This window comes from Thermus brockianus, assembly GCF_001880325.1.
Taxonomy (GTDB): Bacteria; Deinococcota; Deinococci; order Deinococcales; family Thermaceae; genus Thermus; species Thermus brockianus.
On sequence record NZ_CP016312.1, the window covers coordinates 1,428,754 to 1,449,920 of the forward strand.

The 21,167-nt window shown below is 67.4% G+C and carries 18 protein-coding genes, 3 pseudogenes and 1 CRISPR repeat array; of the genes and pseudogenes, 6 read left to right on the forward strand and 15 right to left on the reverse strand.

What is annotated here, in order from left to right; translation table 11 throughout:
- Positions 1-48: 48 nt before the first annotated feature.
- Positions 49-1,404, forward strand: coding sequence for a tetratricopeptide repeat protein (locus A0O31_RS07685; RefSeq protein WP_071677352.1), 1,356 nt, complete (start codon positions 49-51; stop codon positions 1,402-1,404).
- On the opposite strand, the gene A0O31_RS07690 is transcribed toward A0O31_RS07685, so the two are convergent.
- Both A0O31_RS07690 and ruvB read right to left on the reverse strand, forming a co-directional pair.
- Positions 1,401-2,432 carry a response regulator gene (locus tag A0O31_RS07690; RefSeq protein WP_071677353.1) on the reverse strand — a complete coding sequence of 344 codons (1,032 nt, stop codon included), beginning with the start codon at positions 2,430-2,432 and terminating at the stop codon, positions 1,401-1,403. The genes A0O31_RS07685 and A0O31_RS07690 overlap by 4 nt on opposite strands.
- A 1-nt stretch (position 2,433) precedes the next feature.
- A complete protein-coding gene (gene ruvB / locus A0O31_RS07695) occupies positions 2,434-3,411 on the reverse strand; it encodes a Holliday junction branch migration DNA helicase RuvB (protein ID WP_071677354.1) in 978 nt (325 codons plus the stop codon).
- A gap of 24 nt (positions 3,412-3,435) precedes the next feature.
- Here ruvB and panB point away from each other — a divergent pair, with 24 nt between their 5' ends.
- The 4 genes and pseudogenes from panB (at position 3,436) to A0O31_RS07715 (ending at position 6,706) form a co-directional block, all read left to right on the forward strand.
- Positions 3,436-4,221: a 3-methyl-2-oxobutanoate hydroxymethyltransferase gene (gene panB, locus A0O31_RS07700; RefSeq protein ID WP_071677355.1), complete on the forward strand. Its 786-nt coding sequence runs from the start codon at positions 3,436-3,438 to the stop codon at positions 4,219-4,221.
- A 16-nt stretch (positions 4,222-4,237) separates the two neighbouring features.
- Positions 4,238-5,172: pseudogene (locus A0O31_RS07705) on the forward strand (RluA family pseudouridine synthase).
- Positions 5,169-6,050 (forward strand): DNA-methyltransferase, encoded by an 882-nt coding sequence (locus A0O31_RS07710; protein WP_071677356.1) that lies wholly within the window; start codon positions 5,169-5,171, stop codon positions 6,048-6,050. Before A0O31_RS07705 ends, A0O31_RS07710 begins: the two are co-directional and overlap by 4 nt.
- Entirely contained in the window at positions 6,035-6,706 is a 672-nt protein-coding gene (locus A0O31_RS07715; protein ID WP_071677357.1) for a hypothetical protein, read from the forward strand. Before A0O31_RS07710 ends, A0O31_RS07715 begins: the two co-directional genes overlap by 16 nt.
- Here the strand turns inward: A0O31_RS07715 and lysN are convergent.
- The 9 genes and pseudogenes from lysN to A0O31_RS07760 form a co-directional block, all read right to left on the reverse strand.
- Entirely contained in the window at positions 6,692-7,885 is a 1,194-nt protein-coding gene (gene lysN / locus A0O31_RS07720) for a 2-aminoadipate transaminase (RefSeq protein WP_071677358.1), read from the reverse strand. The two genes, A0O31_RS07715 and lysN, sit on opposite strands and share 15 nt — an antisense overlap.
- A gap of 16 nt (positions 7,886-7,901) precedes the next feature.
- A complete protein-coding gene (locus A0O31_RS07725; protein ID WP_071677359.1) occupies positions 7,902-9,032 on the reverse strand; it encodes a deoxyguanosinetriphosphate triphosphohydrolase in 1,131 nt (376 codons plus the stop codon).
- A gap of 146 nt (positions 9,033-9,178) precedes the next feature.
- A pseudogene (fabF, locus tag A0O31_RS07730) lies at positions 9,179-10,258 on the reverse strand (beta-ketoacyl-ACP synthase II); the annotation flags it as partial.
- A 78-nt stretch (positions 10,259-10,336) separates the two neighbouring features.
- Positions 10,337-10,579 carry an acyl carrier protein gene (gene acpP, locus A0O31_RS07735; RefSeq protein ID WP_071677360.1) on the reverse strand — a complete coding sequence of 81 codons (243 nt, stop codon included), beginning with the start codon at positions 10,577-10,579 and terminating at the stop codon, positions 10,337-10,339.
- A gap of 27 nt (positions 10,580-10,606) precedes the next feature.
- On the reverse strand, positions 10,607-11,344 hold the full coding sequence (gene fabG / locus A0O31_RS07740) for a 3-oxoacyl-[acyl-carrier-protein] reductase (protein WP_071677361.1): 738 nt from the start codon (positions 11,342-11,344) through the stop codon (positions 10,607-10,609).
- A complete protein-coding gene (gene fabD / locus A0O31_RS07745; RefSeq protein WP_071677362.1) occupies positions 11,337-12,254 on the reverse strand; it encodes an ACP S-malonyltransferase in 918 nt (305 codons plus the stop codon). Before fabD ends, fabG begins: the two co-directional genes overlap by 8 nt.
- On the reverse strand, positions 12,254-13,222 hold the full coding sequence (locus A0O31_RS07750) for a beta-ketoacyl-ACP synthase III (protein ID WP_071677363.1): 969 nt from the start codon (positions 13,220-13,222) through the stop codon (positions 12,254-12,256). Before A0O31_RS07750 ends, fabD begins: the two co-directional genes overlap by 1 nt.
- A gap of 90 nt (positions 13,223-13,312) precedes the next feature.
- Positions 13,313-13,494 (reverse strand): annotated as a pseudogene (gene rpmF, locus A0O31_RS13540) (50S ribosomal protein L32).
- Positions 13,495-13,554: 60 nt separating this feature from the next.
- Positions 13,555-14,091 carry a DUF177 domain-containing protein gene (locus A0O31_RS07760; protein WP_071677364.1) on the reverse strand — a complete coding sequence of 179 codons (537 nt, stop codon included), beginning with the start codon at positions 14,089-14,091 and terminating at the stop codon, positions 13,555-13,557.
- A gap of 411 nt (positions 14,092-14,502) precedes the next feature.
- Positions 14,503-15,226: a CRISPR direct-repeat array (repeat unit 36 nt; unit sequence GTTGCAAGAGATGCTTCCCCGTAAGGGGATTGCGAC).
- 121 nt (positions 15,227-15,347) lie between these two features.
- Between A0O31_RS07760 and rocF the strand changes: the two genes are divergently transcribed.
- The gene (gene rocF, locus A0O31_RS07765) at positions 15,348-16,223 is read left to right on the forward strand and encodes an arginase (protein WP_071677365.1); all 876 of its coding nucleotides are present in this window, start codon (positions 15,348-15,350) and stop codon (positions 16,221-16,223) included.
- Here the strand turns inward: rocF and A0O31_RS07770 are convergent.
- From A0O31_RS07770 to nuoL, 4 genes are all read right to left on the reverse strand, one after another.
- On the reverse strand, positions 16,220-16,603 hold the full coding sequence (locus A0O31_RS07770) for a hypothetical protein (protein WP_237259043.1): 384 nt from the start codon (positions 16,601-16,603) through the stop codon (positions 16,220-16,222). The genes rocF and A0O31_RS07770 overlap by 4 nt on opposite strands.
- A gap of 62 nt (positions 16,604-16,665) precedes the next feature.
- On the reverse strand, positions 16,666-17,946 hold the full coding sequence (locus A0O31_RS07775; protein ID WP_071677366.1) for an NADH-quinone oxidoreductase subunit N: 1,281 nt from the start codon (positions 17,944-17,946) through the stop codon (positions 16,666-16,668).
- Positions 17,943-19,352: a complex I subunit 4 family protein gene (locus A0O31_RS07780; RefSeq protein ID WP_071677367.1), complete on the reverse strand. Its 1,410-nt coding sequence runs from the start codon at positions 19,350-19,352 to the stop codon at positions 17,943-17,945. The genes A0O31_RS07775 and A0O31_RS07780 overlap by 4 nt, the downstream gene beginning before the upstream one ends.
- The gene (nuoL, locus tag A0O31_RS07785) at positions 19,346-21,166 is read right to left on the reverse strand and encodes an NADH-quinone oxidoreductase subunit L (protein ID WP_071677368.1); all 1,821 of its coding nucleotides are present in this window, start codon (positions 21,164-21,166) and stop codon (positions 19,346-19,348) included. Before nuoL ends, A0O31_RS07780 begins: the two co-directional genes overlap by 7 nt.
- Position 21,167: the final 1 nt, after the last annotated feature.

The following is a 21,167-nucleotide window of genomic DNA, read 5'->3' on the forward strand; positions in this document are numbered from 1 at the left end:
CGCCTTACCGGGTGAGAGGACTGAAGGCTGTGGTATCCTCTAGCGGCGATGAGGGGGGTCCTCGAGGCCCTGCACCAGGGGGACTACGACACCGCCATAGAGCGCCTTACCCGCAAGGCCCTCTTCGGCTCCAAGGAGGAGGCCCGGGAGGCCCTCCTGCTCCTCGCCGAGGTGCATAGCCTCTATGGGGAGGAGGGGCTGGAGCGGGCCCACCAGGCCCTGGAGGAGGCCTATGAGCTTGGGGGGTTGGAGTTTAACCCCCTCTACCGGGCCCTCTTGGCGGAGCTTTTGGCCCTGGAGGGCCGAAGCGAGCGGGAAGTCCTTCCCCTTCTCCTCCCCACGGGGGATCCCCGGGCCCTCTACCACCAGGCCCAGGCCCTCTTTTACCTAGGCCGCTTTGAGGAGGTTCTTGGGACGCTTAAGGAGGGGCTTCCCGCCTTTTTGGCCTGGCGGGCGGAGGCCCTTAAGGGGAGGGCTTTGGAGCGGCTTGGCCGCCACCGGGAGGCGGCCATGGCCTACGAGCGGGGGGCGGAGCTCGCCCTGGGGCTTGAGCGCTACTGGCTCCTCCTGGACGCCGCCGCCATGTGGGTGGAGGCGGGGGAGGGGGAAAGGGCCCTCCTCGCCTTGGAGGAAGCGAGGGAGGAGGTGGGGGAGATGGAAGGCGCCGAAGACGCCGCCACCCGCCACTACCTCCTGGCCCGGGCCCATCTCCTCCTGGAAAACCCCAACCGCGCCCTCGAGGAGGTGCAGGAGGCCCTGAGGAGGGAGGAGGAAAGCGGCCACAAGGCCTACGGCACCCCTCTCCTCCTCGGCCAGGCCCTCCTGCGCCTAGGCCGCTACCCGGAGGCCATGGCCGCCTTTCAGGAGGCCCTGGCGAGGGCCCAAGGGGAGGAGCGCCCCTATGTCCTCCACGAGATGGGGGTGGCGGCCTTGGACCAGGGGGCCTACCTGGAGGCGGAGGAGTACCTCCGGCGCTTGGTGGAAGAGGAGGGCTACCCTTACCGGGCCCAGGCCCTGGCGGACCTGGCGGAGGCCCTTTACCGCCAAGGGCGTTACCAGGAGGCGGAAAGCGTGGCCAAGGAGGCCATGGCCCAGGGGGCGGAGGCGGCGGGGGAGCTCATCCTGGGCCACGTGGCCTACGACCTCATGCACCTGGAGGAGGCCTTGGCCCACTACCGCAAGGCGGCGGAGCTTTCCGAGGAGGGAAGCCGGGAGTGGGTGGGGGCCCAGGAGATGGTGGTGGATACCCTGGCCCAGTTGGGCTACCGCTCCCCCGAGGAGATCCTGGCCCGCGCCGAGGCGGTGCTTCCCCATGTCCACCCTGCCGACGAGTGGCACCAGGCCCTCCTCGCCTACCGGGAGCGGGCGGAGGCCATCCTGCGCCAGGGCAGGCGGCCCAACTAGCCCCGCCGCAGGGGGCTTAGGGCCTTAAGCACCTCCTGGGCCCGAAGGGGCTTGGGCAGGTGGAGGACCCTTAGGGGGCGGAAGAGGAGGCCTGGGGGCGTTTCGCTCACCAGGTACAAGGAGGCCAGTTTCCCTTCGGGGTGGGCCCGGATTTTGCGGACCCACTCCAGGGCTTTCTCCCCTTGCAGGATGACGCCCTTGGGCCTTTCCTTGAGGAGCCTCAGGGCCATCTCCAGGTCCTTGGCCAGGAGGACGCGGAAGCGGTGGGCCTCGAGGAGGTACAAAAGGAGCCTCCGCACCACCCCGCTCTCCGAAAGGATGAGGACCAAGGGGTCCTCCGCCAGGAGGGTGGAGGGGCGGACCAGGCCCCGGCTTTTGAGCTCAAAGAGGAGGTGGTACACCGCTTCTTCCGGCAGGCCCGAAAGGAGGGCCACGCTCCGCGCCCGGCGCACCCCGTCCAGGTGCTCCAACACCGCCCAGGCCTCGGGGGAAAGGGGGTGGCGGGTGGGGTCTTCCACCAGGTGGAGCACCTCGTCCGGGTCCACCTGGCCCCGGCGCCACTCGTCCAGGCGCCTCGCCGCCTCCATGAGGGCGGCGTCCGTGTCCAGGGTGTGGGGCAGGGCCACCTGGCTCCCCTCCGTGAGGGGTTCGGCCAAGATCTCCCCCTCCCTTTCCCCCAGGAGGGTGGCCAAGGCCTCCAGGACCTGGGCCTCCAGGGCCTCCCGTAGCTCCTCCTCCCCGATGAGGCCAAGCTCCAGGGCCAAGGCCCCTAAGGGGGTGCCGGGGTTCTCCCGGCCCTGGCGCTCCACCAGGGCCTGCACCTCCTCCAGGCTCAGGTGGCCGAGGCGCACCAGGTACTCCCCCAGGTGGGGCCCGGGCTCCGTGCGGGCGTAGAGGATGCGCCCGCCTAGGAGGTGGACCCGGCCATAGATGCGCCCCTGGAAGGCCACCACGGCGCTTTTCCGCTGGGCGGCGAGGGCCTTTAGGAGCTCGCCCAGGTCCAGTTCCTCCAAGGTGGCCCGGATCATGCTAGAGAAGGGGTTCCGCCGGCGGCGGAAAGCCCAGGTGGCGGTAGGCCCTTTCCGTGGCCACCCGCCCCCTGGGGGTGCGCTTGAGGAGGCCCTGCTGGATGAGGTAGGGCTCGTGCACCTCCTCCAGGGTCCCGGGGTCCTCGGACACCGCCGTGGCCAGGGTGGCGAGGCCCACGGGGCCGCCGCCGAAGCGGAGGATGAGGGCCTCGAGGATCTCCCGGTCCCGCTTCTCCAGGCCGAGCTCGTCTAGCCCCAAGGTGGCCAGGGCCTCCTCGGCCCTTTCCCGGGTGATGACCCCTTCCCCCGCCACCTGGGCGAAGTCCCGCACCCTGCGGAAGAGCCGCTTGGCGATGCGCATGGTGCCCCGGCTCCGCTTGGCGATCTCTATGGCGGCCTCCTCGGCGATCTCCACCCCAAGGAGGCGGGCGTCCCGCTTGATCCCAAGGGCAAGCTCCTCCAGGCTGTAGTACTCCAGGTGCTCCACGATGCCGAAGCGGCTCCTAAGGGGCGGGGTGATGAGGCCGGGGCGGGTGGTGGCCCCGATGAGGGTGAAGCGGGGAAGCTCCAGGCGGATGGTCCTCGCCGCCGGCCCCTGGCCGATGACGATGTCCATCTTGAAGTCCTCCATGGCCGGGTAGAGGTGCTCCTCCGCCTGGCGGCTTAGGCGGTGGATCTCGTCAATGAAGAGGATATCCCCCTCCTCCAGGGAGTTGGCCAGGATGGCGGCCAGGTCCCCAGGCTTCTCAATGGCCGGCCCCGAGGTGATGCGCAGGTTCACCCCGAGCTCGTGGGCGATGACGTGGGCCAGGGTGGTTTTGCCGAGACCGGGGGGCCCAAAGAGGAGGAGGTGCTCCAGGGGCTCCCCCCGGGCCTTGGCGGCCTCGAGGTAGACCCTGAGCTTTCTCTTGAGCCTCTCCTGGCCGATGTATTCGTCCAGGGTCTTGGGCCTTAGGGCAAGGTCCGGGTAAACCTCCACGCCCTTTCATGATAGCCTTTTCCCGTGCGGCGCACGGTGAAGGAGTTTCGCCAGGCTAAGGGCAAGAGGCTCGTCTACCTCACGGCCTACGACTACCCCACGGCCCGGCTGGCTGAGGCCGCCGGGGTGGACGCCATCTTGGTGGGGGACTCCTTGGGCATGGTGGTGCTGGGCTACCCCTCCACCGTCCCCGTCACCTTGGAGGAGATGCTCCACCACACCAAGGCGGCCAGGCGGGGAGCCCCGGAGACCTTTTTGGTGGCGGACCTGCCCTACCTGAGCTACGCCACCCTGGACCGGGCCTTGAGGGCGGCGGAGCGCCTCCTCAAGGAGGGCGGGGCGGATGCGGTGAAGCTGGAGGGGGGCGAGGAGGTGGCGGAGATTGTCAAGGGCCTCACCCGGGCCGGGGTGCCGGTCCTGGGGCACGTGGGCCTCACCCCCCAGACGGCGAGCCAGCTTGGGGGCTACAGGCTCCAGGGTAAGGGCAAAGAGGAGGCCGAGCGCATCCTGAAAGGGGCCTTGGCCTTGGAGGAGGCGGGGGCCTATGGGGTGGTGCTGGAGATGGTGCCCGCCTCCTTGGCCAAGGAGATCACAGAGCGGCTTTCCATCCACACCGTGGGCATCGGGGCGGGGCCCCATACGGACGCCCAGGTCCTGGTCTTCCACGATGTGGTGGGGCTTTATGGGGAGTTCAAGCCCCGCTTTGTAAAGCGCTACCTGGAGGCGGGGAAGCTCATCCAAGAGGCCCTTGCAAAGTACGCCGAGGAGGTGCGGGAAGGGGTTTTCCCTGGCCCCGAGCACAGCTTCTAGCCCTACAATGGGGACCGTGGTGCGCTTTCAGGCGGAGGGGGTGCGCCTGGACCAGGCGGTGGCCGAGGCCTGCGGCGTGAGCCGGGCCCGGGCTCAGGCCTGGATTGCCGAGGGCCGGGTGCGGGTGGGGAATCGGGTGGTGGAAAAGCCCGCCTACCGCCTCAAGGGGGAAGAGGTCCAGGTGGAGCCCCCAGAGGAGCGCCCTATGGTGGTCCCGGAGGACCTTCCCATCCCCGTGCTTTACGAGGACGAGGACCTCCTGGTCCTGAACAAACCCCCGGGCCTCCTCACCCACCCGGCCCCCGGGGTCTACACGGGTACCGTGGTGAACGCCCTTTTGGGCCGGTACCTGGAGGTTCCGGAAGCCCTGCCGTCCGCACGGCCCGAGTGGGTGCGCCCGGGCATCGTCCACCGCCTGGACAAGGACACCAGCGGCGTTTTGGTGGTGGCCAAACACCCGGGAGCGGTGGAGGCCCTTTCCCGGGCCTTCCGCGACCGGCTGGTGATGAAGCGCTACCTGGCCCTCACCGAGGGGCACCCCAAGGAGGGAGCCCTCATCGCCCCCATTGGCCGCCACCCGGTGGAGCGGCACAAGATGCATGTGGGGGGCGTGGCTCCCCGGTACGCCGAGACGGAGTTTAGGGTCCTCGCCACCGCAGGGCCCTACGCCCTGGTGGAGGCCAGGCCCCACACGGGCCGCACCCACCAGATCCGGGTACACCTGAAGCACCTTAAGGCGCCTATCCTGGGGGATGAGGTTTACGGCAGGAAAAGCCCCCATATCCCCCGCCAAGCCCTGCACGCCTACGAGCTCAGAATCCCCCACCCCCGCACCGGGCGCATCCTGGAGTTCCTAGCCCCCGTGCCTTTGGATATGGTGCGGGCTTGGGAGGCGGTGGGGGGGTGTGGCCGGAGGAAACCCGCTTGGAAGGATATACTGGGGTTCAATGAACGCTTTCCAGGCCCTTCCGGCGGCAGGGGTGGGAACGTCCAAAGGGCACACGCTCTACGTGGGGGATGCCCGGGAGGTGCTCAGCCGGTTGCCCGAGGCCTCCGTGCACCTGGTCATCACCTCTCCCCCCTACTGGACCCTGAAGCGCTACGAGGACGTGCCCGGCCAGCTCGGCCACGTGGAGGATTACGAGGCGTTCTTGGACGAGCTGGACCGGGTCTGGCGGGAGGTGTACCGCCTACTGGTGCCTGGGGGCAGGCTCATCGTGGTGGTGGGGGATGTGGCCGTGGCCCGGAAACGCTTCGGGCGGCACCTGGTCTTTCCCCTCCACGCCGACATCCAGGTGCGGTGCCGGAAGATGGGCTTCGACAACCTGAACCCCATCCTTTGGCACAAGCACACCAACGCCGCCCTAGAAGCGGACCGCCCCGGCTTTTTCTTGGGCAAGCCCTACGAGCCCGGGGCCATCATCAAGACCGAGGTGGAGTACATCCTGATGCAACGGAAGCCCGGGGGCTACCGCAAGCCCACCCCCGAGCAACGGGAAGCCTCCAGAATCCCCAAGGACCTCTTCGCCCGTTGGTTCCGCCAAATCTGGGACGACATCCCGGGGGAGAGCACCAAGGCCCACCCCGCCCCCTTCCCCCTGGAGTTGGCGGAGCGGCTTGTGCGCATGTTCAGCTTCGTGGGGGACGTGGTCCTAGACCCCTTTGCCGGCACCGGCACCACCCTTATCGCCGCTGCCCGGTGGGGGAGGCGGGCTTTGGGGGTGGAGCTCGTGCCCAAGTACGCCGAGCTCGCCCAAAAGCGCTTCGCCCAGGAGCTCCCAGAGGCTCGGCTTGAACCCCTGGAGGTTTGGCGATGGAGCGAGACCTAGCCAGGGAGTTAGAGCGCCTTTTGCAAGGGGTGCTGGGTACCTCCTCCCAGGACAGCGGGCGTCAAGGCGGCCTGGCCAAGTACTTGGTAGAGCGGCTAAAGGACCGCCTTCCGTCCCGCCTTTGGCCCTATCTGGAAGCGGAGGTCCAGGTGCCAGGCTTGGCGCGGGAAAAAGCTTGGGACCTGGGCTTGGTCTACCCTGTGGAGCCCTCTCTCCCGAAAAAGCCCCGGCTCCTCCTTTCGCTCAAGTCCATTCTGCGAAACCCCTCGGGTTCGTGGCCTAACCGCCTGGATGACTTGGTGGGGGAGGTCTCCTCCGTTCAGATGCTTTTCCCGGAGGTGGTGGTGGGGTACGTCGTGGTTTTAGACCACGGCGCCCCTACCAAGCGGAAGGGCACCTACAAGCGGCCCGAAGGGGACGAACTCCTTTCCATCTATGCCCGCTTTAAGGAAGGCCTGGCCGCCTTAGCCCAAAGGCGGCCGCCCCTTTGGGCCCAAGGGCTTGTGGAGGCCCATTGGGTCTTGGAGATGGACAGCCGCAAGAAGCCGCTTCTGCGAAATCCCGAAGAAACGGTTCGTGCGGGCGAGGCTTTTTTAGATACTTTGGTGGAGGCCTTGCGCCAGCGGGAGCCCCTCCTTTTCCTAGACGAGGGCTAGAAGCCCCTTAAGCGCCCTTCCCAGGCGGCGCACGCCCTCTTCTATCCGGGCCCGGTCCATGGTGGCGTAGGAAAGCCTTAGGGTGTTCTCCCCACCCCCCTCGGCGAAGAAGGGGCTGCCGGGCACGAAGGCCACGTTTTCCTCTATGGCCCGTTGGAAGAGGCGCTCGGCGGAAAGCCCTTCGGGTAGGGTCATCCAGACGAACATGCCCCCCTTGGGCCGGGTGTAGCGCACCCCCGCGGGCATCTCCCGGTCCAGGGCGGAGAGCATGGCCTCCGCCTTCTCCCGGTAGGTTTGGCGGATGAGGGCGAGGCGCTCGGGGAAGCCCTCCTGTACCAAGGCGTGGACCAGCATCTGGTTGAGGACGGGGGAGTGGAGGTCCGCCCCCTGCTTGGCCTGGGTGAGCTTCAGGATGGCCTCGGGGTGGGCGGCCACGAAGGCCACCCTGAGGCCCGGGGCGAGGATTTTGGAGAAGCTGCTCAGGTAGATGACCCCGGGGTAACCCGCCTCCCGGGCGAGTTCAAAGAGGCTTGGAAGCCGGCTTTCCCCAAAGTAGAGCTCCCGGTAGGCGTCGTCCTCCACCACCACGAGGCCCCTTGCCATGGCCATCTCCAGGAGGCGCTTACGGGCGGGAAGGGGCATGAGACCCCCCGAGGGGTTTTGGAAGGAGGGGATGAGGTAGAGGAAGCGGGGGCGTTCCCCCTTCAGGGCTTCTTCCAGGGCCTCGAGGTCCGGCCCCTCTTCCCCGGCGGGCACGGTGAGGAAGCGGGGACCATAGGGCCGGAAGGCCTGGATGGCCCCCATGTAGCTGGGGGCCTCCAGGAGGAGGGGGCTTCCTTCGTCCAGGAAGACCTTCCCCAGGAGGTCCAAGACCTGCTGGCTTCCCGTGGTGATGAGGACCTCCTCTGGGCTTAGGCCAAGCCACTCCGCCACCCAGGCCCTTAGGGGGAAGTAGCCCTCCGTGGGCCCATACTGCAAGGCCACCTCGCCCTTATCCCGGAGGATGGCGGCCGCCTTTTCCGCCGCCAAGCCCTTGGGGAAAAGCTCGGGGGCGGGAAGCCCCCCGGCGAAGCTGATGACCCCAGGGCGCTGGGTGAGCTTGAGGAGCTCCCGGATGGTGGAGGCCTGGATGCGGCGCGCCCTTTCGCCAAAAAGGGTATTCCAGTCTAGGGTTTTCACTTACCCATTCTACGCCTTAGGGGAAGAGGCGGCGGTAGGCTTCCAGGGCGTAGCGGTCCGTCATGCCGGCGATGTAGTCGCACACCGCCCGCTCCAGGCCCTCCTCGGAAATCCTGGCCTGCACCTCTTTGGGTAGCGTTTCCGGATAGCGGGTGTAGGCGCGGAAAAGCCCTTCCAGCGCGGTTTCGGCCTTGAGCCTTTCCCGGAGCACCTCGGGGTGGCGGTAGAAGCGCTCCAGCAAAAACGCCTTGAGCTCCTTAAGTCCCCGTTCCGCCTCCTCCGTGAGGGCGGCGAGGCGGCTTGGGTGGTGGCGCACCGCTTCGGCGCTTTGCACCTGGGCCGCTTCCAGGCGGGCGTGGGTGGCCTCAATGGCGGCGGTGATGAAGTAGCCCAGCAGTTGCCGCACCAAGACCCGCCTTTCCAACTCGGGAAGCCTCAGGAGGTCCAGCCCTTCCTCCTGGGCCAAGGCCTTGAGGAGGGGGACTTCCAAGAGCTCCTCCGGGCGCAGAAGCCCTGCCCTGAGCCCATCGTCCAGGTCGTGGGCGGCGTAGGCGATGGCGTCGGAGAGGTCCACCACCTGGGCCTCGAGGGTCCCCTGCCCCTGGTAGCTCTCCTTGAAGCCGGGGACATAGGCGGCCTCGTGGGTGGCGATGCCCTCCAGGACCTCGTGGGTAAGGTTGAGGCCGCGGAAGCCCGGGTAGCGCACCTCCAGGTGGGTGAGGATGCGCAGGGCCTGGGCGTTGTGCTCAAACCCCCCATGCGCCTTCATGAGCTCGTGCAGGACCTTTTCCCCCGTGTGGCCGAAGGGGGGGTGGCCCAGGTCGTGGGAGAGGGCGATGGCCTCGGTGAGGTCCTCGTTGAGGCCGAGGGCCCGGGCGATGGAGCGGGATACCTGGGCCACCTCCAGGGTGTGGGTGAGGCGGGTGCGGTAGTAGTCCCCCGCCCATCCCGGGAGCACCTGGGTCTTGTACTCCAGGCGGCGGAAGGCGGTGGTGTGGAGGATGCGGTCCCGGTCCTTCTGGTAGGGGGTGCGGAAGGGGGACTCAGGCTCCGGGTGCATGCGCCCCCGGGTGTCCTTGGCTTTCTGGGCGTAGGGGGCGAGGCGGCTGGCCTCCAGTTCCAGAAGGGTTTCCCGAGGGAACAGCATCTAGACCCGCTTGAAGAGGAGGACGGCGTTGTGGCCGCCGAAGGCGAAGGAGTTGGAAAGGGCGTAGTCCACCCTGGCCTCCCGGGGTTCGGGCACGAAGTCCAGGTCCAGCTCGGGGTCGGGGTCCTCCAGGTTAAGGGTGGGGGGATGACCCCGTGGTGGAGGGCCTGCACCGTGGCGATGGCCTCCACCGCCCCCGCCGCCCCCAGGAGGTGGCCGATCATGCTCTTGGTGCTGGAGACCATGAGCCGCTTGGCGTGTTCCCCGAAGACCTGCTTGATGGCCAGGACCTCGGCCCTGTCCCCCACGGGGGTGGAGGTGCCGTGGGCGTTGATGTAGCCCACGGCCTCCGGGGGCACTTTGCCGTCCTCCAGGGCCCGGCGCATGGCCAGGGCGGCCCCCTTCCCTTCGGGGTGGGGCTCGGTGATGTGGTGGGCGTCGGCGCTCCGGCCAAAGCCCACGATCTCGGCGTAGACCTTAGCCCCCCGCTTCTTGGCGTGCTCGTACTCCTCCAGGACCAATATCCCCGCCCCCTCCCCCATGACGAAGCCGTCCCGGCTTAGGGTGAAGGGGCGGCTCGCTTTCTCGGGCTCCTCGTTCCGGGTGGAAAGGGCCCGCATCACGGCGAAGGCCCCGATGGCCATGGGGGTGATGGCGGCCTCCGTGCCCCCGGCCAGGACCACGTCCGCCTCCCCCCACTGGATCATGCGGTAGGCCTGGCCGATGGCGTCCGAGCCCGTGGCGCAGGCGGTGACGGCGGTGGTGGAGGGCCCCATGAAGCCGTAGCGCATGGCGATGTGGGCCGAGGCCATGTTGGCGATCATCATGGGGATGAAGAAGGGGCTGATGCGGTTGGGACCCCTTTCCAGGAAGACCTTGCTCTGCGCCTCCCAGGTTTCCATGCCCCCGATGCCGGTGCCCACCAGGGTGCCCACCCGTTCGGGGTCCAGGGCACCCGGTTCCAGCCCGGCATCTTGGAGGGCCAGCTCGGCGGCGATGAGGGCGTACTGGGCGAAGCGGTCCAGGCGCTTGATTTCCTTCTTGTCCAGGTAGGCCTCGGGGTCCACGTCCACCTCGGCGGCGATGCGCACGGGAAGCGCCGAGGCGTCAAAGCGGGTGATGGGGCGGACCCCGCTCTTGCCCTCCAGTTGGGCCTTGTGGAAGGCCTCCTGCCCCACCCCGATGGGGGTGAGGGCGCCGAGGCCGGTGACCACCACGCGTCGCATGGGGGTAGTATACCCCGTGGCCTTCCCAAAAGGCCGGGGAGCGGGGAAGCACCCCGCTCCCGGAGGCACGGATGGGTACTAACCCAGCTTGGCCTTGATGTACTCCACGGCGTCCTTCACGGTGCGGATCTTCTCGGCCTCCTCGTCGGAGATTTCCAGGCCGAACTCGTCCTCCAGGCCCATGATGAGCTCCACGGTGTCCAGGGAGTCCGCCCCCAGGTCCTCAATGAAGCGGGCCTCGAGGGTCACCTTCTCCGCCTCCACCTGGAGCTTGTCCGCGATAACCGCCTTGACCTTTTCAAAGATTTCCTGCTCCGTCATGGAAACCTCCCTGGGGGATTTTACCACCTAGTGGGGGGTAAGCCCCCCGTCCACGCAAAGGGTCTGGCCGGTGATGTACCCCGCCCTTTCCGAAACCAAAAAGGCCACCGCCTCGGCCACGTCCTCGGGGCGGCCGAAGCGGCCGGCGGGGATCTGCTTGAGGTAGGCTTCCCGCACCTCGGGGGGTAGCTTCTCCGTCATCTCCGTCTCAATGAACCCCGGGGCCACGGCGTTCACCGTGATGCCCCGGGCGGCGTACTCCTTGGCCACGGCCCGGGTGAAGCCGATGAGCCCCGCCTTGGAGGCCACGTAGTTGGCCTGCCCCGGGTTGCCGAGAATCCCCACCACGCTGGTGATGTTCACGATGCGCCCAAAGCGGGCCTTCATCATGAGCTTGATGGCCTCGCGGGTGGTGCGGAAGACGGCGGAGAGGTTGGCTTCCAAGACCGCCTCCCAGTCCTCGTCCTTCATGCGCACGAGGAGGGTGTCCCGGGTGATGCCGGCGTTGTTCACCAGGGTGTCTAGCCCGCCCAAAACCTCCGCCGCCTGGTGCACCAAGGCGCTTGCCGCCTCCGCCTCCAAGAGGTTCGCCCCCAGGATGCCCACCAAGGGGCTTCCTAGGCGGCGGGCTTCCTCCGCCACTTCCTCCGCCTTTTCCCGGTTTTGGCCGTAGTGGATGGCCAGGGCAAAGCCCTCCTGGGCCAGGCGGAGGGCGATGGCCCGGCCGATGCCCCGGCTCGCTCCGGTAATGAGCGCCTTACGCATCCTGCACCTCCAACGCCTTTTGCAAGGTTTCTGGGTCGGTGACGGAAAGGGCTTCCGCCCCTTCCAGGGTGCGGCCCACGAGCCCTTTCAGCACCTCCCCGCTCCCGAACTCCAAAAAGCGGCGCACCCCCCGCCTTTCCATATCCTTTAGGATCTCCACCCAGCGCACGGGGGCGGTGATCTGCTGAAGGAGGAGCGCCCTAATGGCCTCGGGGTCCTCCACCGGCTGGGCGGTGACGTTGGAGTAGACGGGGAAAAGGGGCTTCCGGAAGGGAACCCCTTCCAGCTCCTGGGCGAGCCTTTCCTGGGCGGGGGCCATGAGGGAGGAGTGGAAGGGGGCGGAAACGGGCAGGAAGACCACCCGGGCCCGCTTGGCCTTAAGCCTTTCCGCCGCCATCTCCACCGCCTCTTTTCGCCCGGAGATGACCGTCTGCTCGGGGGCGTTGAGGTTGGCGATCTCCACCCCTTCCAGGCCTTCCAAGGCGGCCCTAATCTCCTCCAGGGGGAGCTTGAGGATGGCGGCCATGGCCCCCTGGCCCGGGGGCACCGCCTCCTGCATGTACCGCCCCCGGAGGCGCACAAGCCTTAGGGCGTCCTCTAGCTCCAGGGTGCCGGCGGCCACGTGGGCCGTCCACTCCCCCAAGGAGTGCCCGGCGGCCAGGGCGGGGGGCTTGCCCCCTTGGCCCAGGTAGGCCCGGTAGGCGGCGTAGCCCACGGCGAGGAGGGCGGGTTGCTGGTTTTCCGTGAGGGTGAGGGCTTCTTCAGGGCCTTCCCACATGAGGGAGAGGAGGCCCGGCAGGACCGCCTCGGCCCGGTCCAGGACCTCCCGGGCCTCGAGGAAGGCCTCGTAGAGGGCCCTTCCCATGCCCACCCTCTGCGAGCCCTGCCCCGGGAAGAGGGCCGCCCACATCAGGCACCCCCCCAGGTGAGGACCGCCGCCGCCCAGGTGAGCCCGGCCCCGAAGGAAACCAGGAGCACGTGGTCCCCCTCCCGGATGCGCCCGGCGTCCACCGCCTCCTTGAGGGCCAGGGGGATGGAGGCGGTGGAGGTGTTCCCGTAGCGGTCCACGTTCACCACCACCCGCTCCCAAGGGAGGCCAAGCCGCTCCCGGGCGGCATCAATGATGCGGAGGTTGGCCTGGTGGGGTACGAAGGCCTTGATGTCCTCGGGGGTGAGGCCGGCCTTTTCTATGGCCTCGAGGGTGGCCGTGTTCATCACCCGCACGGCGAACTTGAAGACCTCCCGCCCGTTCATGTAAAGGCGGTTTCGCATGGAGGTGCCGTCGGGTAGCCTCGGGGCCACGCAGGCGTGGTAGAGCTCCTTGGCCCCAGCGCCGTCCGCCCCCAGGACGAAGGACTTGAAGCCAAAGCCCTCCCGGACCTTCCCCACCACCGCCGCTCCCCCGGCGTCCCCGAAGAGAACGGCGGTGGCCCGGTCGTTCCAGTCCAGGATTTTGGAGAGGGCCTCGGCCCCCACCACCAGCACCTTGCGGGCGAGGCCTGCCTCCACCAGGGCGTGGGCTTGGGCCAGGCCATAGACCCACCCCGGGCAGCCCGCAAGGAGGTCGTAGGCGAAGGCCTGGAGGCCGAAGCGGGCTTGGACCAGGGCGGCGGTATCGGGGAAGAGGGCGTCCGGGGTGTTGGTGGCCACGATGACCCCGTCCACCCCTTCCAGGGCCCCCGGGTGGCGGGCCAGGAGGTCCTCCACCGCCTTAAAGGCCAGGTCCGAGGTGTACTCGTCCTCCGCGGCGATGCGCCGTTCCCGGATGCCCGTGCGGGTCACGATCCATTCGTCCGAGGTGTCCAGGTAGGCCTCAAACTCCTCGTTTTTCATGACCCTTTGGGGCGCATAGGCCCCCAGGGCCAGGATGCCGCTCATGCCCGACCTCCCGTCATGGGCTTTACTATACTCGCGCCCATGAAAAAAGTTGAGGCCCCGGAGAGCCGGGGCTTGGGGATTGAACGGGGTCTAAACCTCTAGGACCTTGCGCCCGTCGTAGTAGCCGCACTCCGGGCAAACGGTGTGCGGGGGCTTCATCGCCTTGCACTCGGGGCAGGGAACCAGGGTCGGGGGGTTAGGGCGTGGTGGCTCCGACGCGCGTCCCGCCGGGCCTTGGAGGTTTTCTTCTTGGGTACCGGGTGCTTCGCCATCTCCAATCCTCCGTGGGGGGCCTTGGCCCCCGCTAAACCCCTGGTAGTATAGCAGACCCGCTAGAGTTCGGGAAGGAGGTCCTTAAGCCCCGTGAAGGGGTGGGAGAGCCCCACCTCGTGGCCGCAGTCCACCAGGTTGCGGTCGGCCCCGCACACCGGGCAAAGCCCCTTGCACCCCTCCTCGCACAGCACGGTGTAGGGCATCTCCGTGACGAAGGCCTCCGTGAGGAAGGGGAGGAGGTCCAGGTCGGGAAGGCCGAAGGTGTAGTACTCCTCCTCTTCCTCCTCGTGGAAGACCACCTCCTTTAGGCCCTCTTGGTAGCGAAGGAGGTGCTGGAAGTGGGCGTGGATGTGGGTGGGGGTGGGCTTGAGGCAACGGCGGCACTCCATGAGGACCACCCCTTCCACCTCGCCGGAAAGCCAGTACTCTTGGCCGCCCACGGCGGACACCGCCACCTTCCAGTTGGCCTCGCCCTGCAAGGGGAAGTGCTCCTCGCCCACATGGAAGGCCTCCCGCACCACGCCTGCGGCCCGGGCGGTGCCTCCTTCCTTCAAAAGGCGGGCTAGGTTAATGCTGGTCACCTCGCGCTGTTCCATCCTTACAAGTATAGCGCCTTTAGGGCGGATTTCCTAGCCTGACGGGCCAGGGGCTACCCGCGGCGATGGTCACTTGACACGATGGAAAGGGCGCGCCTTTCGCTTTCACATGGTATAGCGAGCCCTTGAAGGGCCCTCGTCCGTCTTTTTTGGACCGCGTCAAGCGTTACGGTGAAGTGCTAGAATGGGGGTACCGGCACCCGCCGGAGGGCATCTTGACAAACGGTTTTCCCCTTGCGCAAGGGCTTTATGCGCTTTGGCCCTCTCATCGCCCGTTCCCCATGCGCCTGCCTAACAGCATAAACCCCCAAAAATGGCCCTTATACGGCGTGTGCATATTCCAGACTTCATCTTTCTCAGAAAACCCCCTCCGGAGCATGCCCTCCAGGACGCTATTCCTAAGGGGTTGCCGTTGCAAGAGATGCTTCCCCGTAAGGGGATTGCGACAAGCTAGGAAGGTTCTGGAGTCTAGGAACGCCAAGAACTCCACTAGTTGCAAGAGATGCTTCCCCGTAAGGGGATTGCGACACCATCTCGTTGTAGGTGGCGAAGACAACCTCTGTGTTGCAAGAGATGCTTCCCCGTAAGGGGATTGCGACTGTTTGATTAGGGCGACCTCTTCCCGCATTTGTGTTTGGTTGCAAGAGATGCTTCCCCGTAAGGGGATTGCGACAAGATTTTTCTAGAGGCGTAGGAGTAAATGAAAGCCAGGTTGCAAGAGATGCTTCCCCGTAAGGGGATTGCGACTCCGCGATCCCCCACGCCTCAGTCATGATCTCCTGCGCCTTGTGGTTGCAAGAGATGCTTCCCCGTAAGGGGATTGCGACTGGCGGGCACGGATGATGTGCACGCCCTTGAAGACGGGCATCAGGTTGCAAGAGATGCTTCCCCGTAAGGGGATTGCGACACTTCGGAGGACGCCCTTACCACGCGCCCGTTCGCCCCGAGTTGCAAGAGATGCTTCCCCGTAAGGGGATTGCGACAGGTAGGGCACCCCGTACCCACCCCATACCTCCTGATAAGTTGCAAGAGATGCTTCCCCGTAAGGGGATTGCGACTGTCCTCCCAGGGTAAAGGGTGTCTACCTAGCCGATAACCGGTTACAAGAGATGCTTCCCCGTAAGGGGATTGACGCTGTCTTGCCCTGCCCCCAGGCCCCTCGTGCCGCTTTGGGTGGCCCCGTGCGGGTCTGGGGCGGGGTGGTTTGGGCTTGCGGGCATAAACTTCCCGGGCAACGCATAGGGCTTTCTGCTACCATGCCCCCCATGGAACGGGTAGCGGTGGTTGGGGTGCCCATGGACCTGGGGGCGGGAAGGCGCGGGGTGGACATGGGGCCTTCCGCCCTGCGCTACGCCCGGCTTTTGGAGGAACTGGAAGCCTTGGGCTACCTGGTGGAGGACTTAGGGGACGTGCGGGTGCCCGTGGCGGAAACCCTTAGGGGGCGCAAGGGGCCCTACCTGGAGGAGATCCGCCAGGCGGCCCTGGACCTAAAGGAGAGGCTTCGCGCCTTGCCCGAAGGGGTTTTCCCCATCGTCCTTGGGGGGGACCACTCCCTTTCCATGGGCTCGGTTTCCGGCGTGGCCAAGGGGCGGCTTGGGGTTATCTGGGTGGACGCCCACGCCGACTTCAACACCCCGGAGACGAGCCCTTCCGGGAACATCCACGGCATGCCCCTGGCGGTGCTCTCCGGGCTAGGCTACACCCGGCTCACGGAGGTTTTCCAGGCGGTGGACCCCAGGGACGTGGTCCTCATCGGGGTGCGGAGCCTGGACCCCGGGGAGAGGCGGCTTCTGCGGGAGATGGGGGTCAGGGTCTACACCATGCACGAGGTGGACCGCCTGGGCATCGCCCGCATTGCCGAGGAGGCCTTGGCCTACCTGGACGGCCTACCCCTGCACGTTTCCCTGGATGCGGACGTCCTGGACCCCACCCTGGCCCCCGGGGTGGGCACCCCGGTGCCGGGAGGGCTTACCTACCGGGAGGCCCACCTCCTCATGGAAATCCTCGCCCAGACCGGGCGGGTGCGAAGCCTGGACCTGGTGGAGGTGAACCCCATCCTGGACGAGCGGAACCGCACGGCGGAGATGATGGTGGGCCTGGCTTTGAGCCTTTTGGGCAAGCGCATCCTCTAGGGGACCCTGGCCCGAAGGGCTTCCCCAAGGCGGCTTCCCTGGAGAAAGGCCTGGCGCAGGCGGGCGTAGCTGGGGCGGCGCTTGCGGTAAAGGAGGGGCTCGAGGGCGCCCCTCGCCCACTCGCTCACCAAGACGGGGAAGTCCAGGCCCGTGTCCCAAAAGTAGCTTTCCGCCTCTTGCCAGGCCCCCTCGAGGCGGCGGAAAAGGGCGGCGAGGTCCTTGGGGGGCGGGGCCTCGGGCCAGAGGAAGCCGCTTGCCACCCCCAAAAGCCAGGCCCCCCGGATCTCCTTGGGCAGGCTTTGGGCGAAAAGCCGCACGCCCGCCAAGGGGTCTTTCTCCCAAAGCTCGGGGGCCAAGGGGCCTTCCACGTTGGCCCTCACTTTACCCAAGCCCCAAAAAGCGCACAAGGGGGGCCTTGGCCCCCCTTGGAGCCGGGTGCCGGCTAGCCCGCCGCCAGGGCGGGAAGCAGCGTTCCCGGGAAAAGCCCGAGGAGGAGGAGGAAAAGGGCCACCAAAAGGGCCACGTTCCGGGCCAGGGGCCTGGGGGCGGCTTCCGCCTCGCCCTTCTGGAAGACCGCCAGGGCCAGGCCCAGGTAGTAGTAGGCGCTCACGGCGCTCGTGAGGAGGGCCAGGACCAGAAGCCCCCACTGCCCCGCCTTGGCCGCCTCCGTGAAAACCAGGTACTTCCCCCAGAAGCCCGCCAAGGGGGGCAGGCCCAGGAGGGAGAGGGCGGCCACGAAGAGGCTCAGGCCCAGGAGGGGGTCCTTGTGGAAGAGGCCCTTGAGGCGCTCCAAGGGCACCTGGTCCGGGGAGACCTCCGAGAGCACGGCGAAGGCCAGGCCCGTGGCCAGGACGTAGGTGAGGAGGTAGAAGCCCAGGGCTTGGGCGTTCCCGGTGTAAAGGGCCAAGGCCATGTACCCGGCGTGGGCAATGGAGGAGTAGGCGAGGAGCCTTTTGGCCTCCTTCTGGCCCAAGGCGGCCAGGTTGCCGATGAGGACGGAAAGGGCCACGAGGAGGGCCAGGGCGTCCCCCGCCCCCGGGGCCACCACCCGGAGGAGGGCGGCGAAGGCGGCGGCCTTCACCCCCGTGGCCATGAAGAGGACCACGGGGGTGGGGCTACCCTGGTAGACGTCCGGGGTCCAGAAGTGGAAGGGGGCCAGGGCCACCTTGAAGCCGAGCCCCACCAGGAGGAGGGCCAGGGCCAGGGCGTAGAGGGGGCCTTCCCCAGGGGTACCCGCCAGGAGGCTTCCCGTGGCCCCGTAGAAGAGGGCGGTGCCGTAAAGGAAGAAGGCGGCAGCCAGGGCCCCCAGGAGGAAGTACTTGAGGGCGGCCTCGAGGCCCGCCCCCCGCCGCCAGGTGGCGAGGGCGTAGAGGGGGAGGGAGAGGGCCTCGAGGGCCACCAGCATCAGGACCAGGTTCTGCGTGGAGGCGAGGAGGTGCATCCCCGTGGCGGCGTAGAGGACCAGGAGGTAGAACTCAAAGCGCCGCGTGCGCACGAGCCCCACGGTCCAAAGGGCCCCCAGGAGGGCGAGGAGGGTGAAGGTCCGGGATACGCCGTCCACCTGGTAAGGGCCAAAGGCCTCCGCCCGTCCCCAGGTGAGGAGGAGGGCCAGAAGCCCCAGGGAAAGCCCCAGGATGGTGAGCCGCTTGAAGGCGGGGACGGAGACGAAAAAGCCCAAAAGGGTGAGGACCACCGAGAAGCCGGCCAGCACCAAAAGCGTCATGCGCCACCTCCGAGGATGCGGGCGAAGGCCTCCGCCAAGGGCTCAAGGCCCTGGAGGAAAAAGCCCGGGAAGACGCCCATGAGGACCAAGGCCACGACGGCCAGCAGGGCGAAGGGCCACTCCTCCCCCTTCAGGTCCGCCACCCCCTTCCCCTCCTCCTCCCAGAAGGTCTTCTGGAAGGCGGTGAGGGCGTAGGCGGCGGAGGCGATCACCGAGAGGAAGGCGATGCCCGCAAGCCAAGGGCTTGCCTTGTAGGCCCCAAGGAGGGTCATGAGCTCCCCGGGGAAACCGGCAAGGCCGGGAAGCCCCACCATGGCGAGGAAGAGGAAGAGGGCCAAGGCGGCAAGCCCCGGGGCGCTATGGGAGAGGCCCCGGTAGCGCCCAATCTCCAGGGTGTGGAGCCGCTCGTAAAGCTTCCCCGCAAGGAGGAATAGCCCCCCCGTGTAGACGCCGCTCGCCGCCAGGAGGTACAGCCCCCCCAGGGCGCCTTCGGGGGTACCGGAGAAGACCCCCAGGGCCGCCACCCCCATGTGGGAAACCCCGGCGTAGGCGAGGAGGGTCTTGAAGTCCGTGGCGGAGAAGGCCACCCAGGCCCCATAGAGGGCGGAAAGGGCCGCCAGGAAGAGGAGAAGCCCCTGGAGCTCGGCGAAGCCCTCGGGGGCCAGGGGGATGGCGTAGCGGAAGAAGGCGAAGACCCCCACCTTGTAAAGGGTGCCGAGGGCGTCCGCCAGGCCCGAGGGGTGGTTTTCCCGGTGGAAGAGGGGAAGCCAGGCGTGCACCGGGAAGAGGGGCGTCTTGATGGCAAAGGCCAAGGCGAAGCCCAGGAAGACCCAGAGGGCGGCCTCGCCCCGCACGGGGTGGGCGAGGAGGTCCTTGAGGAGGAAGGTGGGGCTTCCCCCTAGGGCCTTTACCGCCAGGATGGCGGCCAGCATGGGCAAGGAGCCCACCAGGGTGAAGAGGAGGAAGGTGTAGATGGCCTTAAGCCGGCCTTCCCCGCCATAGAAGAGGAGCATGAGGAGGGCGGGGATCAGGGCCGCTTCAAAGAAGAGGTAGAAGACCACCAGGTCCTGGGCGGAGAAGAGGCCTAAAAGGAGCCCCTCCATGAGGAGGGCGAGGCCCAGAAAGCGCCCCTCCACCCGGGCCACCAGGGCCCCTAGGAGGACGGTGAGGCCCACCGTGAGGAAGAAGAGGGCGGAAAGCCCGTCCAGGGCGAAGGCCCAGTGGACCCCCGCCCCCGGCAGGAGGGGCAGGCTTAGGGCGAAGCTTTCCCCGCCCCTTTGCGCCAGGAAAAGGGCCAGGTTGAGGAGGAAGGAGGCCAAGGCCCCCAGGACCCCCAGGGCCCTAGGGGCGCCCAAGAGGAGGAGCACCCCGAAGAGGATGGGTAGGAGGATGGCCAGGACTACCACCGCATCACCCCCAGAAGGACAAGGACGCCCAGCACGAAGAGGAGGGCGTACACCCTAAGGTAGCCCGCCTGGAGCCGGGCCGTGCCCTGCCCCAGGCCCCGCACCGCACCCCCCAGGCCAAAGTACCCCCTAAGGAGGCCAAAGTCCCCCTGAAGGAGGGCCTCGGCTAGGGCCTTCAGGGGGTTCACCAGGAGGGCGTTGTAGATCTGGTCCACGTAGAAGCTTTCCCGGCTCGCCCGCTCAAAGGCCAGGTACCAGGCGGGGAAGGCTTTGCGTTGGAAGAAGGTGTAGCCGAGCCAAAGCCCGAGGAGGGCCACCAGGGCGGAGAGGGCGATGAGGCCCCACTCGGCCCCCAAGGAGAGGTGGTGGGCCTCCACCTCCGCCAAAGCCGGCTTCAGGAAGGGCTCTAGGGCGTTGGGCAAGGGGTGGGGCAGGGCCAGGTAGCCCGCGAGCACCGAGCCCAGGGCCAGGAGGTGGTTGGGCCAGAGCATCACCGCCGGGGCCTCGTGGGGGTGGTGGTGGCCCCGCTCCTCCCCCAGGAAGACCAAAACGAACCAGCGCATGGCGTACATGGCGGTGAGCACCGCCACCAGGAGCGCCCCCACGTAAAAGCCCACCCCGCCGAAGGGGTAGGTGAGGGTGGCGGTGAGGATGGCGTCCTTGGACCAGAAGCCGGAAAGGAGGGGTAGGCCTCCCAGGGCCAGGGCGCCGATGAGCCCATGCCAGCGGGTCAGGGGCAGGTGGCGCCAGAGCCCGCCCATCCGGCGCACGTCCTGTTCCCCGCCCAGGGCGTGGATCACGCTCCCCGAGGCCAGGAAGAGGAGGGCCTTGAAGAAGGCGTGGGTGAAGACGTGGAAAAGCGCCACCCAGTAGGCCCCCACCCCCGCCGCCAGGAACATGTACCCGAGCTGGCTGATGGTGGAGTAGGCGACGATTTTCTTGATATCGGTTTGCCCGAAGGCGGAAAGGGCCCCGTAGAAGGCGGTGAGGAGGCCGATGACGGCGATGGTGTAGGAAACGTCGGGCAGCACGCTATAGAGGAAGGAGCTCCGGGCGACGAGGTAGACCCCGGCGGTCACCATGGTGGCGGCGTGGATGAGGGCGGAAACCGGGGTGGGGCCGGCCATGGCGTCGGGAAGCCAGACCATGAGGGGCACCTGGGCGCTTTTGCCCACGGCCCCGAGGAAGAGGAAAAGCCCCGCCAGGGCCAGGAGGGAGGGATTCTTCAGGGGGCCTTCCAGGGCTTCCTTGAGCTCGGAGATGGAAAGCGTCCCGTAGAGCGCCCAAAGGATGGCCATGCCCAGGAGGAAGCCCAGGTCGCCGATGCGGTTCACGATGAAGGCCTTGCGGGCGCTATCGGCGTACTGGGTGTTCTTGTACCAGAAGCCGATGAGGAGGAAGCTCGCCAGGCCCACCCCTTCCCAGCCGATGAACATCACCGGGTAGCTATCCGCCAGGACCAGGGTGAGCATCATGGCGATGAAGAGGTTGAAGTAGGCGAAGAAGCGGCTATAGCCCGGGTCCCCGTGCATGTAGCCGATGGCGTACACGTGGATGAGGAAGCCCACCCCGGTGACGATGAGGAGCATGAAGCCGGAGAGGTTGTCTAGGAGAAGGCTAAAGGGGATGCCGGGAAGCCACTCCGCCTCAAAGCGGGCCCCACCCCCCAAGAGGAGCCCCGTGCCCACCAGGAAGGAAAGGAACACCAGGGCAGAGGCGATGACCCCGGGAAGGGGTTCCCGCATCCGTTTGCCGAAGAGCCCCAGGAGGGCGAAGCCCAGAAGGGGCAGGAGGATGGTGGATAGCAGCGCCATG

What these genes read in the sequence shown, in the direction of transcription:
- A0O31_RS07760 (WP_071677364.1), bottom strand. Translation starts at nt 14,091, where the DNA reads ATGGAACAGCGCGAGGTGACCAGCATTAACCTAGCCCGCCTTTTGAAG.
- nuoL (WP_071677368.1), bottom strand. Translation starts at nt 21,166, where the DNA reads ATGGCGCTGCTATCCACCATCCTCCTGCCCCTTCTGGGCTTCGCCCTC.
- A0O31_RS07775 (WP_071677366.1), bottom strand. Translation starts at nt 17,946, where the DNA reads ATGACGCTTTTGGTGCTGGCCGGCTTCTCGGTGGTCCTCACCCTTTTG.
- A0O31_RS07685 (WP_071677352.1), top strand. Translation starts at nt 49, where the DNA reads ATGAGGGGGGTCCTCGAGGCCCTGCACCAGGGGGACTACGACACCGCC.
- A0O31_RS07710 (WP_071677356.1), top strand. Translation starts at nt 5,169, where the DNA reads ATGAACGCTTTCCAGGCCCTTCCGGCGGCAGGGGTGGGAACGTCCAAA.
- A0O31_RS07690 (WP_071677353.1), bottom strand. Translation starts at nt 2,432, where the DNA reads ATGATCCGGGCCACCTTGGAGGAACTGGACCTGGGCGAGCTCCTAAAG.
- fabD (WP_071677362.1), bottom strand. Translation starts at nt 12,254, where the DNA reads ATGTGGGCGGCCCTCTTCCCGGGGCAGGGCTCGCAGAGGGTGGGCATG.
- fabG (WP_071677361.1), bottom strand. Translation starts at nt 11,344, where the DNA reads ATGCGTAAGGCGCTCATTACCGGAGCGAGCCGGGGCATCGGCCGGGCC.
- acpP (WP_071677360.1), bottom strand. Translation starts at nt 10,579, where the DNA reads ATGACGGAGCAGGAAATCTTTGAAAAGGTCAAGGCGGTTATCGCGGAC.
- A0O31_RS07715 (WP_071677357.1), top strand. Translation starts at nt 6,035, where the DNA reads ATGGAGCGAGACCTAGCCAGGGAGTTAGAGCGCCTTTTGCAAGGGGTG.
- A0O31_RS07750 (WP_071677363.1), bottom strand. Translation starts at nt 13,222, where the DNA reads ATGAGCGGCATCCTGGCCCTGGGGGCCTATGCGCCCCAAAGGGTCATG.
- A0O31_RS07725 (WP_071677359.1), bottom strand. Translation starts at nt 9,032, where the DNA reads ATGCTGTTCCCTCGGGAAACCCTTCTGGAACTGGAGGCCAGCCGCCTC.
- rocF (WP_071677365.1), top strand. Translation starts at nt 15,348, where the DNA reads ATGCCCCCCATGGAACGGGTAGCGGTGGTTGGGGTGCCCATGGACCTG.